Source organism: Streptomyces sp. NTD91, from assembly GCF_059510455.1.
The window spans coordinates 1-14,474 of the sequence record NZ_JCAJZW010000070.1; the positions used below are offsets into that span (position 1 = coordinate 1).

Genomic DNA, 14,474 nt, shown 5'->3' on the forward strand with positions numbered 1-14,474 from the left:
CTGTGTGAACAGGGGTGGTTCCGCTTCGGGTGCTGACCAGCGGTTCAGGGGCGGACCAGCAACTGGAAGTCGAAGGCGTAGCGCGACGCCCGGTACACATGGCTGCCGTACTCCACCGGCCGGCCCGTGACGTCGTACGCGGTGCGCCGCATGGTGAGCAGGGCGGCGCCCTCCCGCTCGTCCAGCAGGGTGCCCTCCTCGGCCGTCGCGCTGCGGGCGCCGATGGACTGGCGGGCGCTGTGCAGGACGACCCCGGCGGACCGCATCAGGCGGTACAGGCCCGTCGACTCCAGCTGCCCTGCGGGAAGTTCGAGCAGGGAGGCCGGCAGGAAGTTGCAGAGGAAGGCCACCGGCCGGTCGTGGGTCAGGCGCAGTCGCTCCAGCGCGACGACCTCGGCGCCCTCCGCGATCCCGAGGGCGGCGGCCACCTCCGCGCTCGCCGGGATCCGCTCGTCCCGCAGCACCCGCGTGGCCGGGGCCTGTCCGGCCGACTCCAGGTCGTCGTAGAGGCTGCTGAGCTCCAGTGGCCGCCTGACCTGGCTGTGCACGACCTGGGTGCCCACCCCTCGCCGGCGTACCAGCAGGCCCTTGTCGACCAGTGACTGGATCGCCTGGCGCACGGTGGGCCGGGACAGGCCGAGACGTACGGAGAGGTCGACCTCGTTGCCGAGGAGGTTGCCCGGGGCCAGCGCGCCGTGTTCGATGGCGGCCTCGAGCTGCTGTGCGAGCTGGTAGTACAGGGGCACCGGGCTCGTGCGGTCCAGGGCGAAGCTCAGGGAGTCGACCGCGCGCTCGCCCGGTGCCGTTCGCTGCGGAGTGCGGTGTACTGGGCTCATGCCTGACAGGTGTAGGCCGCGGAGGCGAGGGTGTCAATGGTTTGTACTTACATTCGGACCTGCTTGTGAAATGATGTCTTAACAAAGTATTGACAGCGGGCCCGCCAGGGACTTGGATCCCGTGCCAACGCAACAGCGTCCCTTCCCCCGTCGCACGCACAGTGAGGTGCAGGAAAGATGGACCGCTCTTCTCCCTCCCGCTCCCGGAGACTGGCTCCCGTGGTCGCGGTGGCCGCCGCGGCGGCCCTGACCCTCGCCGGCTGCGCCAGCAGTCACGGCGGCAAGAAGGCCGAGGAGGCGGCACAGAACGCCTCGGCGGGCAAGGCCGACACCCCGCGCATGACGGTCGCCCTGGTCACGCACCAGGCGCCCGGCGACACCTTCTGGGACACCGTCCGCAAGGGTGCCGAGGCCGCCGCGGCGAAGGACAACATCAAGCTCGTCTACTCCGCCGACCCCAACGCCGGCAACCAGGCGAACCTGGTGCAGAACGCGATCGACCAGAAGGTCGACGGCATAGCGGTCACCCTGGCCAAGCCCGACGCGATGAAGAGCGTCGTCGGCAAGGCGCAGCAGGCCGGCATCCCCGTCGTGGGCCTCAACTCCGGCCTGAGCGACTGGAAGAAGCTCGGCCTGCTGGAGTTCTTCGGGCAGGACGAGAGCGTGGCCGGCGAGGCGTTCGGCGACAAGCTGAACAGCACCGGCGCCAAGAAGGTCGTCTGTGTGATCCAGGAACAGGGCAACGTGGGCCTCACCCAGCGTTGTGACGGCGTGGCGAAGACGTTCAGGGGTACGACCGAGACGCTGTACGTGAACGGCACGGACATGCCGTCCGTGAAGTCGACCATCACGGCGAAGCTCAAGCAGGACAGCGCCATCGACACGGTCGTGACCCTGGGCGCGCCGTTCGCGCTGACCGCCGTGCAGTCGGTGTCCGATGCGGGCAGCAAGGCCAAGGTCGCGACCTTCGACCTGAACAAGGACCTGGTCAAGGGCGTCCGGAACGGTTCGATCGAGTTCGCGGTCGACCAACAGCCCTACCTGCAGGGCTATCTCGCCGTGGACTCCCTGTGGCTCTACAAGTACAACGGCAACTACAGCGGCGGTGGGGTCCAGCCGGTGCTGACCGGTCCGGCCTTCGTCGACAGGTCCAACGTCGCCAAGGTCGCCCAGTTCGCCGCGAAGGGCACCCGGTGATGAGCATGGCGCAGCAGGCAGAGCCGGCGGTGACCACCCCGCCGGGCTCCGGAGGGAGGGACGGCCGCACCGCACGGCGTCCGCTGGCCCTGCGGATGCTCGCCCGCCCCGAGGTGGGCGTCTTCCTCGGCGCCGCCGCCGTACTGGTCTTCTTCCTGATCGTCGCGCCCTCGGTCCGCCAGGGCAGTTCGATGGCGACCATCCTGTATCAGTCCTCGACCATCGGGATCATGGCCCTGCCGGTCGCGCTGCTGATGATCGGCGGCGAGTTCGACCTGTCCTCCGGCGTCGCCGTGGTCTCCTCGGCGCTGACCGCGAGCATGCTCAGCTACCAGCTGACCATGAACGTGTGGACCGGCGTGATCGTCGCGCTGGTGGTGTCGCTGGCCATCGGGTTCCTCAACGGCTGGATGGTGGTGAGGACCGGCCTGCCCAGCTTCCTGATCACGCTGGGCACCTTCCTGATCCTGCAGGGCGTGAACCTGGCCGTGACCAAGCTGGTCACCGGCAACGTCGCCACCGACGACATCAGCGACATGGACGGCTTCGGCCAGGCGCGCAAGGTCTTCGCCTCCTCCTTCGACGTCGGCGGGGTCGAGGTGAAGATCACCGTGGTGTGGTGGCTGGTCTTCGCCGCACTGGCCACCTGGGTGCTGCTGCGGACCAAGTACGGCAACTGGGTCTTCGCCGTCGGCGGGAACAAGGAGTCCGCCCGGGCGGTGGGTGTGCCGGTGACCTTCACGAAGATCTCGCTGTTCATGCTGGTGGGGTTCGGGGCCTGGTTCGTCGGGATGCACCAGCTGTTCTCCTTCAACACCGTGCAGTCCGGTGAGGGCGTCGGCCAGGAGCTGATCTACATCGCGGCCGCGGTCATCGGCGGGTGTCTGCTCACCGGCGGCGCCGGCTCGGCGATCGGCCCGGTGTTCGGGGCCTTCATGTTCGGCATGGTCAACCAGGGCATCGTCTACGCCGGCTGGAACCCCGACTGGTTCAAGGCCTTCCTGGGCGTGATGCTCCTCGGCGCCGTCCTGATCAATCTGTGGGTCCAGCGCACGGCGACGGCGACCCGGAGGTAACCGATGACTGACAACACATCCGGCACCCACGGCACGATCGTCCAGGACGCCGGGCCGCAGCGGGACGGCCTGCTCGTCGAGCTGCGAGGGGCAGGCAAGTCCTACGGCAACATCCGCGCCCTGCACGGCGTCGACCTGAAGGTGCACGCCGGCCAGGTCACCTGTGTGCTGGGCGACAACGGCGCCGGCAAGTCCACCCTCATCAAGATCATCTCGGGGCTCCACCAGCACACCGAGGGCGAGTTCCTCGTGGACGGCGAACCGGTGCGCTTCTCCACCCCGCGCGAGGCCCTCGACAGGGGCATCGCCGCCGTCTACCAGGACCTGGCGACCGTCCCGCTGATGCCGGTGTGGCGCAACTTCTTCCTCGGCTCGGAGATGACCAAGGGCCCCTGGCCCGTCCGCCGTCTCGACATCGAGTCCATGAAGAGGACGGCCGACGAAGAGCTGCGCAACATGGGCATCGTGGTGGACGACCTGGAACAGCCCATCGGGACGCTGTCCGGCGGCCAGCGCCAGTGCGTGGCCATCGCCCGCGCCGTCCACTTCGGCGCCCGCGTGCTGATCCTGGACGAGCCGACCGCCGCCCTGGGCGTGAAGCAGTCGGGTGTGGTGCTGAAGTACATCGCAGCCGCCCGCGACCGTGGCCTGGGCGTCATCTTCATCACCCACAACCCCCACCACGCCTACATGGTCGGCGACCACTTCAGCGTCCTGCGCCTGGGCACCCTGGAACTGTCCGCCGCCCGCAGCGAGATCACCCTGGAGGAGCTGACCAACCACATGGCCGGCGGTGCCGAGCTCGCCGCCCTGAAACACGAACTGGCCCAGGTACGCGGTGTCGACACCGAGGGACTCCCCGAAGCCGAGGACCTCACCGCACCCGTCGCGCCCTCCTCGGAAGGAACACCCTGACCATGGCCACCCCCACCCCCCTCGACCGTATCCGGGTCGGCTCGGCCCCCGACTCCTGGGGCGTCTGGTTCCCCCACGACCCGCGGCAGGTGCCCTGGGAACGCTTCCTCGACGAGGTATCCGAGGCCGGCTACGAGTGGATCGAACTCGGCCCCTACGGCTACCTGCCCACCGACCCCGCGCGGCTCGGGGACGAGGTGGCCCGGCGGAACCTGAAGGTCTCCGCCGGCACGGTGTTCACCGGCATGCACCGCGGCCCGTCCGTCTGGGAGGAGACGTGGGCCCATGTCAGCCAGGTCGCCGCGCTCACCGAGGCGATGGGCGCGCGGCACCTCGTGGTCATCCCCTCCTTCTGGCGGGACGACAAGACCGCCGAGATCCTGGAGCCGCCGGAGCTGACCGCCGAGCAGTGGGCGCACCTGACCAAGGGCATGGAGCGGCTCGGCCACGAGGTCAAGGAGACGTACGGCCTCGACATCGTGGTCCACCCGCACGCCGACACCCACATCGACACCGAGGGCCACGTCGAACGCTTCCTGGACTCGACCGACGGCGAACTGGTCAACCTGTGCCTGGACACCGGGCACTACGCCTACTGCGGCGGCGACAGCGTCAAGCTCATCGAGGCCTACGGCGAGCGCGTCGGCTATCTCCACCTCAAGCAGGTCGACCCCGACATCCTCGCCGAGGTGGTCGCGAACGGGGTGCCGTTCGGGCCGGCCGTGCAGCGCGGTGTGATGTGCGAACCACCGTCCGGGGTGCCCGAGCTGGGGCCCGTTCTGGAGGCGGCGCAGCGGCTGGGCGTGGAGCTGTTCGCGATCGTCGAGCAGGACATGTATCCGTGCGAGCCGGACAAGCCGCTGCCGATCGCGGTGCGGACGCGGCGGTTCCTGCGGTCCTGCGGGGCCTGAGCGCCTCTTCCCGGAACCGGGCCTCCTTCGTGGGGGCCCGGTTCCTTCGTGGACGTCACGGATTCGGCCAGGGCATGGCCGGGAACAACCGAGGGCACGCGGGCGTCGGCCGGTCGACGAGGGATGCCCGCGCAGACGGGAGGACGAGATGACGCAGCGAACCGAACCCCGGGTCGCCACCCAGGACGCGAGCGAGGCGGCGGAGCGCCGCCGCAGCCGTTTCGGCACCCTGCCCGAGCGGATACGCCCGCAGGACATGGTCGGGACGAGCCCGGCGACCCTTCCGGATCCGGCGCGGAACACCTACAACCCGGACGAGTGGCTGATCCGGTACTGCGGCTGAGGCGAAGAGTGCGGCGCCGGGCGGGTCCGCCCGGCGCCGCACACACGTCTCACGCCTGCCGCACCTCCGCGAGCTGCACCGGCCGGTGCTCCCCGAGGGACAGGGTGCAGGCCTCGGCGATCCAGCCCGCCTCCAGGGCGTCCTCGACCGTGCAGGGGGAGGGGCGGGCGCCGGCCACGACCCCGGTGAACGCGGCGAGTTCGGCGCGGTAGGCGTCCGCGAAGCGGTCCATGAAGAAGTCGTGCGGGGTGCCGGACGGGAAGGTCACGCCTGGTTCGACCGAGCGCAGCGGCAGCTTGTCGTCCAGGCCGACCGCGATCGAGTCCGTGAAGCCGTGCAGCTCCATGCGCACGTCGTAGCCCCTGGCGTTGTGCCGGGAGTTGGAGACCACCGCGATGGTGCCGTCGTCCAGGGTGAGGACGGCACCGGTGGTGTCCGCGTCGCCCGCCGCCCTGATGTAGTCGGCGCCGCGGTTGCCGCCGACCGCGTACACCTCGGTGACCTCACGGCCCGTCACCCAGCGGATGATGTCGAAGTCGTGCACGGAACAGTCGCGGAAGATGCCCCCGGACGCCGCGATGTACGCGGCCGGCGGCGGCGCCGGGTCCAGGGTCGTGGAGCGGACCGTGTGCAGCTTCCCCAGCTCGCCCGCCCGGACGGCGGCCCGCGCGGCCGTGAAGCCCGCGTCGAAGCGGCGGTTGAAGCCGATCTGGACCGGCACCTCGCCGCCCCGCACGGCCTTCAGCACCTCGACGCCCTCCGCCATGGTGCGGGCGACCGGCTTCTCGCAGAAGACGGGGACACCGGCCTCGACACCGGCCCGGATCAGCGCCGGGTGGGCGTCGGTGGCCGCCGCGACGACCAGGCCGTCCACCCCGGCCGCCAGCAACGCCTCCGGCGATTTCGCGACCTCGGCGCCGAACCGCTCGGCGGCGGCCTCGGCGGCGTCCGCGAACGGGTCGGCGACGACGAGCGACTCGACGGCGTCCAGTGCGAAGAGGGTCTCGGCGTGGAAGGCGCCGATGCGGCCGAGGCCGAGGATTCCGATGCGCATGAAGATGACGCTCCTTGCAGTTCTCACGGGGACGAGCGGAGGGGGAGGGGAAGTCGTCAGTCGAGGCCGCCGAGGACGTTCTGGTCCCAGTCGATCACCGAGCCGGTGACCACGCCCGACCGGTCGGACAACAGGAAGACCACGAAGTCGGCGATCTCGTCCGGCCGGCCCAGCCTGCCCATCGGCACCCTTGCCGCGGCCTGCTCCCGCCAGTCGTCGCCGGCACCGTGGAAGGCACGCTGGACCGCGTCCTCGCCCTCCGTCGCCGTCCAGCCGATGTTCAGGCCGTTGATCCGGATCCGGTCCCAGCGGTGGGCGTGCGCCGCGTTGCGCGTGAGGCCCGCCAGGCCCGCCTTCGCGGCGACGTACGGCGCGAGGAACGGCTGTCCGCCGTGCGCCGACGAGGTGATGATGTTGACGATGGTGCCGGGCGCCTTGCGGGCCACCATGTCGGCGACCGCCGCCTGCATCGCGAAGAACGGCCCTTTGAGGTTGACCGCGACGTGCGCGTCGAACAGCTCCGGCGTGGTGTCCAACAGCGTGCCCCGGGACGTCAGCCCCGCCGAGTTCACCAGGCAGTCGATCCGCCCGCAGGCGTCCACCACCTCGGCGACCGCCGCCCCGGCCTGATCGGCGTCCGCCAGATCGGCGCGCACGAACATCGCCTTGCCCCCGGCCGCGGCCAGCTCGGCGACCAGCGCCTCACCCGGTTCCGTACGGCGGCCGGTGACCGTCACGACCGCGCCCTCGCGGACCGCCGCCCGCGCGATCGCGGCACCGACCCCCTGACTGCCGCCGTTCACCAGCACGACCTTGTCGTCGAGAAGTCCCATGACTGTGCCCGTCCCTTCTCAGCTCTCCCGGCGCTCCGCGCCGGCCCGCAGCTGCGCCCGGAGCCGTTCCGGGGCCCACGCCTCGCGCACCGCCCGCCGCAGGAGGTCCGCCGGGGACGGCGGCGCCAGCCCCTCGACCGGCGGGTCGCTGTCGAGATCGGTCGGGAAGGGGTAGCCTTCGGCGCTCGCCGAGATCACGTTCTCCAGCCACCGCTCGCCGGCGCCCCCGGCTGCGCGCCGCAGCAGCACCGGGAACACCGCGTTCGCCACCGCCTCGCGGTCCACCGTCTCCATCGCGCGCCCGAAGGCGGAGGAGACCTGGAGCAGATTGGCCGTGCGCCGCACGTCCGCCGTGCGGTTGGTGCCGGCGGCGTGGAAGAGCGCCGGGTTGAAGAAGGCCGCGTCGCCCCGGGCGAGCGGGAGCTGGACGTGGTGCCGCTCGAAGTACGCCCGGAACTCCGGCAGCCGCCAGGCCAGATAGCCCGGCTCGTACAGCTGCGAGTACGGCAGATACAGCGTCGGGCCCGACGCCACCGGCATGTCGCAGTGGGCGACCGCGCCCTGGAGGGTGAGCACCGGGGAGAGGCGGTGCACATGGGCCGGGTAGGCGGACGCGGCCGCGTTGCTCAGGAAGCCGAGGTGGTAGTCCCGGTGCGGGCTCTGCCCGGCACCCCCCGGGTTGACCACGTTGACCTGCGAGGTCACCTGATAGCCGGGGCCCAGCCAGGCCGTGCAGACCAGGGCCAGGACGTCGTTCGCGTAGTAGTCGGCGAACGCCTCGGCGTCGTACAGCGCGGTCTTCTCCAGCGCGTTCCACACGCGGTCGTTGGCGCCCGGCCCGGCGAAGTGGTCGCCGGTGGTGGCCCCGGAGGCCCGCTGCTCGGCGATCAGCGCCTCGAACACGGCCGTCAGCCGGTCCACCGCCGGCAGGTCGGGCCAGGCGCCCCTGATCACGACGATCCCGGGGCCCTCGGCGAACGCCCGCACCAACTCGGCCCGCAGCGTGACCGGATCCTCGGGGTCACGCAGCCGCTCACCCTCGTACACCAGGACGTTCCCGGCCACCGAGGCGGCGTGCGGATAGTCCGCGAGGCGGGTCGTCCGGGCGGTCAGGGCGCGGAAGGCGTCCAGGTCGCAGTCCCGCTCGGACAGCCAGGCACGGCCCGGCACGGAGACGACGGACATCGGTGTCCTTTCGGTCATGGCCTCGCGCCGGGGCCCGGCGTACGGCCCGGGACCCGCGCGATCACGCCTTTCGGCCACAGCAACGACGCGGCCCTGTCATTCTTGTCAGTACAAACCCCTCGAACAACCAGCAGCCGGCCATCAAAAACCCCTCAAGGAGCAGGCCCGTGGGCCATCCGTTCCCGATCCGGGAGATCGCACGTCAGGCGGGTCTCAGCGAGGCCACCGTGGACCGTGTCCTGAACGGCAGGGGAGGGGTCCGCGAGAGCACCGCGCGGGAGGTGCACCGGGCCATCGCCGACCTCGACCGGCAGCGCACCCAGGTGCGGCTGGTCGGCCGTACGTTCATGGTCGACATCGTGGTACAGGCCCCCGAGCGGTTCAGCACCGCCGTACGCGCCGCGCTGGAGGCCGAACTGCCCTCCCTGCATCCGGCCGTGGTCCGCTCCCGCTTCCACTTCCGTGAGACCGGCCCGGTCGCGGAGCAGGTCAGGACGCTCGACCGGATCGCCAGGCGCGGCTCCCAGGGCGTGATCCTCAAGGCGCCGGACGTCCCCGAGGTCACCGCGGCCGTCGGTCGGCTCACCGCGGCCGGCATCCCGGTCGTCACCCTGGTCACCGACCTGCCCGCCAGCGGACGGGTCGGCTACGTCGGCAGCGACAACCGGGCCGCCGGCGCCACCGCCGCCTATCTGACGGGGGAGTGGCTCGGCGACCGGCCCGGCAACGTCCTCACCAGCCTGAGCAGCGGCTTCTTCCGCAACGAGGAGGAGCGCGAGATGGGGTTCCGCAGGGTGATGCGGGCCCGGCAGCCGCAGCGCGCGCTGGTGGAGATCGCCGAGGGCCAGGGACTGGACGCCACCCAGTACGACCTGGTCCGCGCCGCTCTGGAGCGGGACCCGGAGATCCGCGCCGTGTACTCGATCGGCGGCGGCAACATGGCCACCCTGCGCGCCTTCGCCGATGCCGGCCGGGAGTGCGCGGTGTTCGTCGCCCACGACCTCGACCACGACAACACCCGGCTGCTGCGCGCGCACAAGCTGTCCGCCGTGCTCCACCACGACCTGCGCCAGGACATGCGGGAGGCCTGCCATCTCGTCATGCGGGCGCACGGCGCGCTGCCCCCGGCCGGTCCGGTGCTGCCGTCCGCGATCCAGGTGGTCACGCCGTACAACATGCCGGGGCGGGCGGAGGGTTGAGGGAGACGATGACACGTACCGAACAGGTGGAGATCGAGGGCGTCCCCATGGTCGCGACCCTCGTACCCGGCGACGGGATCGGGCTGCTCGCGCTGCACGGCAGCAACGAGGGCGGCACCGCCGAACTCGCCCGGACCGTGGCGCGCCGCTGCGGCGCCACCAGCCTCGTCTTCACCCAGCCGGGAGCGAGCGAGCCCGTGCACATCACGTCACCGCGGATGGCCGCCGACCACTGCGCGCTGCTGCGGGAGTTCCTGGACCGGGTCTCGCTCACGGTCTCCCTGCACGGCCACATGCGCCCCGAGACCCCGCACACGGTCTTCCTCGGCGGCGGCAACCGGGCGGCGGCCCGCGTCCTCGCCGCGGCGCTCGCCGCCGGGGCCCCGCGGTTCCCGGCCGTCACCGACCTGGCGGCGATCCCGCGCGCCCTGCGCGGCGTACACCCGAGGAACCCGGTGAACCTGACCCGGCTGGGCGGTGTCCAGGTGGAGCTGCCGCTCCTCGCCAGGACCGGCGGGGACGCCGACGTCGCGCCGGGGGAGGTGATCGAGGCGCTGACCGCCGGTGTCAAGGACCTGAGCGGGCTGGAACCCGGAAGGGACGCGGTGTGACACACGGCTGTCGCCGCTGAATGCGGCAACGGGGCTGGTGGGAGGAGCCTTCGTCGGCCCGGCCGGACTGGCGCACCGGCCCGGCGCGGGTGATCGTGGGGGACATGGCTGACTCCACGGCGGTCGGCGCGGCACCGTCCCGGCGGCAGGACATGCGCGAGGCCGTCCTCTTCGGCGGTGTGTACGGCGCCGTCCTCGCCAGCTCGATGGTGGCGGCCCTCACCCAGTACGGTCACACGTCGGCCGAGGTGCGCGGCTACGACGCCGCCTGGGTGCTGGTGACCGCCCTGGCCTCCGCCCTCGCTCACGGCTACGCCCACTACATCGCCGAGCGCACCCCGCACCGGCGCTGGGACGTGTTGCGCACGCTGTGGGAGGAGTGGCCGCTGGTCGTCGCCGTCCTGCCCACGGTCTTCCTGCTCGCGGGGGCGTGGTGGCACTGGTGGGCGGCCAAGGGCATCGAGTACGTGGCCTTCGCGCTCAACATCCTGATCCTGTTCCTGCTCGGTCTCCTCACCGCCCGCTGGTCGGCCCGCAGGTGGCCCACCGCGGTCCTCGTGGGAGCCGGGGACGCGTTGCTCGGCACGGTCGTGGTGGTCGCGAACGCACTGATCAAGTAGGGCGACGGCAGTGCGCCTCGCTCGGCCGTGGGCGGTCCGCTCGCGCGGCGGCGGGGGCGCACCGCCCGACGGGCGGTGCGCCGTACCCCTGGCCGCGCCGGCCGGGGAGCCGGGGCCGGCCGTCACATTCGCACCCCGCCCTTCGGGCGAGAACGGGAATCCGAGCACAGGCCCCGGCGCCGGGCGATGAACGGCCGTGAGGCCCTGCCGTGTCGAGGCCGCCTGCGGGCGCCGTCCGGCATGCCGCAGCGACGCTCGCGGGCCGTGTCGCGTCCGGCCCGACCACCGGACGCCTGCTGGACGTCGGCCGCCCTGTCGGGCGCGTGTTGGACGTCGGCCGCCCCACGGGGCGCACCACCGGCCCGGACCCACCTCAGCGGCCGGTGCGCACGCCGTCCAGCGCGATCGCCAGGACGCGGTCGCGCTGGGCGTCGTCGTCGAACGTCGTGGCCGTGATCCCGGCGACCATCCGCAGCAGGTCGGTGAAGTCCATGTCCGCGCGTGCCACCCCCGCCCGCTGGGCGCGCTCCAGCAGCGGGCCTCCGGCGGCGTACATCGAGTCGCGGCAGGTCTGGAAGATCTGCGACTCGTCGTTGAGCGCCTCGCGCACCGCGCGCTTGGTGACCATGTAGCCGGAGAACCGGTCCAGCCAGGCCGTCAGCGCCTCCCACGGCTCCAGGTCCGCGACCTCCTCGGCCGCCCGGCACAGGGCGTCGACCTCGTCGGCGTAGACGCTCTCGAAGAGGTCGCGGCGGGTGGGGAAGTTCCGGTACAGCGTGCCGATGCCCACTCCGGCGCGGCGGGCGACGTCCTCGAGCGAGGCGTCGGCGCCGTGCTCCGCGAACGCCTCGCGCGCGGCGGCCAGCAGGGCGTCGTAGTTGCGGGCGGCGTCCTTGCGGTGCGGCCGGCGGGCCGCCACGATCTCGCCGACGGGGAACGGCGTGGCCGTCACTGCTGCCTCCCAGAGGGAATCGATGAACCGGAGGAGTGCATCCGTTTCAGTTGAACCGGAGGGGCACCTCCGCTAGAGTGGAGGGGTACCTCCACTTTAGCAGTGCGGGGGCGTCGCCGCCTGCCTGCCGGACGTGCCCGGCGGCCCGTCCGTCCTTCGCCCATCCCCAGCGCTCCCTTCGGAGAGGCTCCCTCATGCCCCGCAAGTCCACCCGCCTCACCTTCGCGGTCCTCGCGACCGGTGCCGGCGTGTTCTCCATGCTCCAGTCGCTGATCGCGCCGGCCCTGCCGACCGTCCAGCACGCCCTGCACGCCTCCCAGTCCACCGCGACCTGGGTGATGACGGCGTATCTGCTGTCCGCCTCGGTCTTCACCCCGATCCTCGGCCGGGTCGGCGACCTCGCCGGCAGGAAGCGCACGCTCGTCGGCGTCCTGCTCGCCGTCCTCGCCGGCTGTCTCGTCGCCGCGCTCGCCCCGAACATCGGCGTCCTCATCGTCGCGCGGGTCGTCCAGGGCGTCGGCGGCGCCCTGTTCCCGCTGGCCTTCGGCATCATCCGCGACGAGTTCGCGCCCGCCGAGGTGAGCGGCAGCATCAGCAACCTCTCCGCGGTGATCGCTGCGGGCGGCGGCGTCGGCATGGTGGCCGCCGGGCCGATCGTCTCCGCGCTCGACTACCGCTGGCTCTTCTGGATCCCGGTGGCCATCGTCGCCGCGACGGTCCTGATCGCCGTGGCCTGCGTGCCCGAGTCCCCCAAGAGGGCGGAAGGGAAGGTGAGCTGGCTGGGCGCCGGGCTGCTCTCCGCCTGGTTGGTGGCCCTGCTGCTTCCGCTGAGCCAGGCCGGCCACTGGGGGTGGGGCTCGCCGAAGGTGCTCGGCCTGTTCGCCTCCGCCGTCGTCCTCTTCGCCGCGTGGCTCACGGCCGAGGCCCGCTCCCGCAGCCCGCTGATCGACCTGCGCGTGATGCGGCTGCCCGCGGTGTGGACCACCAACGCCGCCGCCCTGCTCTTCGGCGCGGGCATGTACGCGATCTGGTCCTTCCTGCCGGGCTTCGTCCAGACGCCGGCCACGGCCGGTTACGGCTTCGGCGCGAGCGTCACCGCCTCCGGACTCCTCATGCTGCCGATGCTGCTGGCGATGTTCGTCTCCGGTGTCCTCTCCGGCCGGCTGGAGCCCCGCGTCGGCGCCAAGGCGCTCCTCACCGCGGGGGCCGCGCTCGGTGCACTGGCCTGCGGATTCCTCACCCTCTGGCATGACGCCCAGTGGGAGATCGCCGTCGTCGCCGGCCTGTTCGGCCTGGGCATCGGACTGGCCTTCGCCTCCATGGCCAACCTCGTCGTCGAAAGCGTCCCGCCCGAGCAGACCGGCGCCGCGACCGGTATGAACGCCAACATCCGCACCATCGGCGGCTCCATCGGCGCCGCGGTCACCAGCGTCCTCGTCACCGGCCGCCTCCAGCCCTCCGGCCTGCCCTACGCCTCCGGCTACACCCACGGCTGGGCCCTGCTCGCGCTCCTCTGCCTGGCCGCGGCCGGCGCCGCCCTCCTCGTCCCGGCCCGCCGCCCCGCCCGTACGGCACACTCCGCCACCACGGGGGCGGCACGCGAACCCGCACAGGTGCGGTAGGGTTGACCTGCGTGATCACGCGGGGCATCCCGCGTGGGACCGCAACGGGACGTGGCGCAGCTTGGTAGCGCACTTGACTGGGGGTCAAGGGGTCGCAGGTTCAAATCCTGTCGTCCCGACTTGCTGAGGCAGCGGGTCAGAGGCCGTATCGGGGGATGCCGACACGGCCTCCCGCGTTCTCCCCGTGTCAAGCCTGGAACGTCACGTCGGCCCGGTCGCCGCCTCGCCACAGATACTCCGTCAGTTCCTCCCCGGCCGCCCGTTCCGCCGCCGGTGTCGTCGGCACGGGCCAGGAGACCGCCGTGTACAGCGCGCGACGGTGGAGGTCCACGGTGGCTCGGAGCAGGTCGCCGTAGGCGGCCGCGTGGGCGAGCAGCGCGAACCGGTGCAGCAGCCATGCCGTTGCCAGCGCGACCAGCGGCAGCCAGGGCATCCACCAGGTCCACACCACCGCGAGCACGGCCCAGATGACATGGGTGACCGAGCGTTGCAGCGCCGCGTGGGCGGCCAGCAGGTCGGTTCTCGACCGGTCCGGGAGAATCGCCCAGAGGTGCGGCCAGCATCTGACCGCGTCGAGGCCGTACTTGTCCTTGGCCTCGCTCTCGGCGGCCCGCAGATACATGCCCAGCCGGGTGGGCATGTGCAGCGCCGGGCGGGGCGGACAGCGTCGCAGTTCGAGGTCCGCACGCCGGTACTCCCACTCCTGCTCCGCGTCCGCCGTCCCGTTCGCGACGAGGGGCGCGAGTGCGTCGAAGCGGTCCTGCAGCGGCTGCAGACGCCGGGTCTGACGGTCGGTGAGGCGGCGGCACGCCGGGCGGAGAAACGGCCACCAGTAGCCCTGCAGTCCCCGCAGGACGGGCTGTGAGATCCGGTCCACGAGCTGCGCCGACACGGTGACGACGAGCAGACCCGCCACGAGCACGAGCACCTGCAGTACGACGGGCTCGGCCCCGAGCCACTTGGCCCGGCCGGCCAAGCCTGCGGTGCCATGGGCGTGGGCGTAGGAGGCGGCTCCCGACGCCCAGAAGAGCAGAGCGGGAAGAGCCACGGCGAGCCATCGTTCCCCGAGCTTGGTGCCGATGCTCTCCCAGAATTTCCCCAGCACCTGATGCGCTCCCTC

Annotated in this window: 15 protein-coding genes and 1 tRNA gene; 10 read left to right on the plus strand and 6 right to left on the minus strand. The window is 71.9% G+C overall.

What is annotated here, in order from left to right; all coding sequences use genetic code 11:
• Positions 1-44: 44 nt before the first annotated feature.
• On the minus strand, positions 45-836 hold the full coding sequence (locus tag AC5WRT_RS36830) for a GntR family transcriptional regulator (protein ID WP_496098484.1): 792 nt from the start codon (positions 834-836) through the stop codon (positions 45-47).
• Between the two features lie 177 nt (positions 837-1,013).
• Between AC5WRT_RS36830 and AC5WRT_RS36835 the strand changes: the two genes are divergently transcribed.
• The 5 genes from AC5WRT_RS36835 to AC5WRT_RS36855 all read left to right on the plus strand — a co-directional run bounded on the left by AC5WRT_RS36835 (position 1,014) and on the right by AC5WRT_RS36855 (position 5,278).
• On the plus strand, positions 1,014-2,033 hold the full coding sequence (locus tag AC5WRT_RS36835; RefSeq protein WP_496098485.1) for a sugar ABC transporter substrate-binding protein: 1,020 nt from the start codon (positions 1,014-1,016) through the stop codon (positions 2,031-2,033).
• Positions 2,033-3,109 carry an ABC transporter permease gene (locus tag AC5WRT_RS36840; RefSeq protein ID WP_496098486.1) on the plus strand — a complete coding sequence of 359 codons (1,077 nt, stop codon included), beginning with the start codon at positions 2,033-2,035 and terminating at the stop codon, positions 3,107-3,109. Before AC5WRT_RS36835 ends, AC5WRT_RS36840 begins: the two co-directional genes overlap by 1 nt.
• A gap of 3 nt (positions 3,110-3,112) precedes the next feature.
• On the plus strand, positions 3,113-4,024 hold the full coding sequence (locus AC5WRT_RS36845; protein WP_496098487.1) for an ATP-binding cassette domain-containing protein: 912 nt from the start codon (positions 3,113-3,115) through the stop codon (positions 4,022-4,024).
• Between the two features lie 2 nt (positions 4,025-4,026).
• A complete protein-coding gene (locus tag AC5WRT_RS36850) occupies positions 4,027-4,935 on the plus strand; it encodes a sugar phosphate isomerase/epimerase family protein (RefSeq protein WP_496098488.1) in 909 nt (302 codons plus the stop codon).
• A gap of 148 nt (positions 4,936-5,083) precedes the next feature.
• Positions 5,084-5,278, plus strand: a complete 195-nt coding sequence (locus AC5WRT_RS36855; RefSeq protein WP_496098489.1) for a hypothetical protein — start codon at positions 5,084-5,086, stop codon at positions 5,276-5,278.
• 49 nt (positions 5,279-5,327) lie between these two features.
• Here AC5WRT_RS36855 and AC5WRT_RS36860 read toward each other — a convergent pair whose 3' ends face one another.
• The 3 genes from AC5WRT_RS36860 to AC5WRT_RS36870 are packed head-to-tail and all read right to left on the minus strand — an operon-like array spanning position 5,328 to position 8,350.
• Positions 5,328-6,332, minus strand: coding sequence for a Gfo/Idh/MocA family protein (locus tag AC5WRT_RS36860; protein ID WP_496098490.1), 1,005 nt, complete (start codon positions 6,330-6,332; stop codon positions 5,328-5,330).
• Between the two features lie 56 nt (positions 6,333-6,388).
• On the minus strand, positions 6,389-7,165 hold the full coding sequence (locus AC5WRT_RS36865; protein ID WP_496098491.1) for an SDR family oxidoreductase: 777 nt from the start codon (positions 7,163-7,165) through the stop codon (positions 6,389-6,391).
• An 18-nt stretch (positions 7,166-7,183) separates the two neighbouring features.
• Positions 7,184-8,350, minus strand: a complete 1,167-nt coding sequence (locus AC5WRT_RS36870) for a phytanoyl-CoA dioxygenase family protein (RefSeq protein WP_496101022.1) — start codon at positions 8,348-8,350, stop codon at positions 7,184-7,186.
• Between the two features lie 167 nt (positions 8,351-8,517).
• Here AC5WRT_RS36870 and AC5WRT_RS36875 point away from each other — a divergent pair, with 167 nt between their 5' ends.
• The 3 genes from AC5WRT_RS36875 to AC5WRT_RS36885 all read left to right on the plus strand — a co-directional run bounded on the left by AC5WRT_RS36875 (position 8,518) and on the right by AC5WRT_RS36885 (position 10,780).
• Positions 8,518-9,549 carry a LacI family DNA-binding transcriptional regulator gene (locus AC5WRT_RS36875; RefSeq protein WP_496101023.1) on the plus strand — a complete coding sequence of 344 codons (1,032 nt, stop codon included), beginning with the start codon at positions 8,518-8,520 and terminating at the stop codon, positions 9,547-9,549.
• 8 nt (positions 9,550-9,557) lie between these two features.
• The gene (locus tag AC5WRT_RS36880; protein WP_496098494.1) at positions 9,558-10,160 is read left to right on the plus strand and encodes a poly-gamma-glutamate hydrolase family protein; all 603 of its coding nucleotides are present in this window, start codon (positions 9,558-9,560) and stop codon (positions 10,158-10,160) included.
• Between the two features lie 104 nt (positions 10,161-10,264).
• Positions 10,265-10,780, plus strand: coding sequence for a hypothetical protein (locus AC5WRT_RS36885; protein WP_496098495.1), 516 nt, complete (start codon positions 10,265-10,267; stop codon positions 10,778-10,780).
• Positions 10,781-11,153: 373 nt separating this feature from the next.
• On the opposite strand, the gene AC5WRT_RS36890 is transcribed toward AC5WRT_RS36885, so the two are convergent.
• Positions 11,154-11,732: a TetR/AcrR family transcriptional regulator gene (locus AC5WRT_RS36890; RefSeq protein WP_496098496.1), complete on the minus strand. Its 579-nt coding sequence runs from the start codon at positions 11,730-11,732 to the stop codon at positions 11,154-11,156.
• 194 nt (positions 11,733-11,926) lie between these two features.
• Between AC5WRT_RS36890 and AC5WRT_RS36895 the strand changes: the two genes are divergently transcribed.
• Positions 11,927-13,354, plus strand: coding sequence for an MFS transporter (locus AC5WRT_RS36895; RefSeq protein WP_496098497.1), 1,428 nt, complete (start codon positions 11,927-11,929; stop codon positions 13,352-13,354).
• 45 nt (positions 13,355-13,399) lie between these two features.
• Positions 13,400-13,473: transfer RNA gene (locus AC5WRT_RS36900), tRNA-Pro, on the plus strand.
• Between the two features lie 68 nt (positions 13,474-13,541).
• Here AC5WRT_RS36900 and AC5WRT_RS36905 read toward each other — a convergent pair.
• Positions 13,542-14,459, minus strand: a complete 918-nt coding sequence (locus AC5WRT_RS36905; RefSeq protein WP_496101024.1) for a hypothetical protein — start codon at positions 14,457-14,459, stop codon at positions 13,542-13,544.
• Between the last annotated feature and the right edge of the window lie 15 nt (positions 14,460-14,474).